Source organism: Alcanivorax sp. HI0083 (genome assembly GCF_001635175.1).
Genome location: NZ_LWFX01001311.1, coordinates 1 through 696, shown reverse-complemented (window position 1 = coordinate 696; position 696 = coordinate 1). Strand labels below are relative to the sequence as shown.

At 56.8% G+C, this 696-nt stretch carries 1 protein-coding gene; it reads left to right on the top strand.

Annotated features, from left to right (window positions below; genetic code table 11):
* The coding region (pelG, locus tag A3754_RS19590; protein WP_156497102.1) for an exopolysaccharide Pel transporter PelG at positions 1-696 on the top strand (696 nt) is incomplete at both ends.

Here is a 696-nt window from a genome sequence, read left to right as displayed (position 1 = left end):
CAGCTGGCCTTTACCCGCTTCTGTGCGGACCGTTCGTTTGAAAACCGTGAAGACCTGATTCTGCCCAATTTTGGTGGCGTTACAGTGCTGGTGACGGTTATCTCCGGTCTGCTGGCGTTGCCGGCGGCCATGTTCCTGTTTCCCGGGCAGAGTGTGCTGTTCCGGGTGTTGCTGATCGCCTGTTTTGTGGTGTTGAGCAATATCTGGATTGCCACCGTTTTTCTCTCCGGCATGAAGCAGTACAAGGCCATTTTGTTGCTCTACGCCCTGGGCTACACCATTACGGTGCTGGGTGCCCTGATGTTGCGGTTTCTGGACCTGGATGGCCTGCTGCTGGGCTTTCTGCTGGGGCAGGTGACCCTGCTGGCGGGGATGCTGGTGCTGATTGTGCGAGGCTACCCGGCCGAGAGCATCGTCTCGTTCGACATGTTCGGCAAAAAATACCTGTACCCCAGCCTGATGCTGGTGGGCTTTTTCTATAATGCCGGGGTGTGGGCGGACAAGGCCATGTTCTGGTTTTACGACGGCACCGGTAGCGATGTGATCGGGCCGCTGCGGGCCTCGTTGATCTACGATATTCCCGTGTTCCTGTCGTATCTGTCACTGATCCCGGGCATGGCCGTATTTCTGGTGCGTATGGAGACCGATTTTGTAGAGTACTACTCCAACTTCTACGATGCGGTCCGTGAGGGCGGA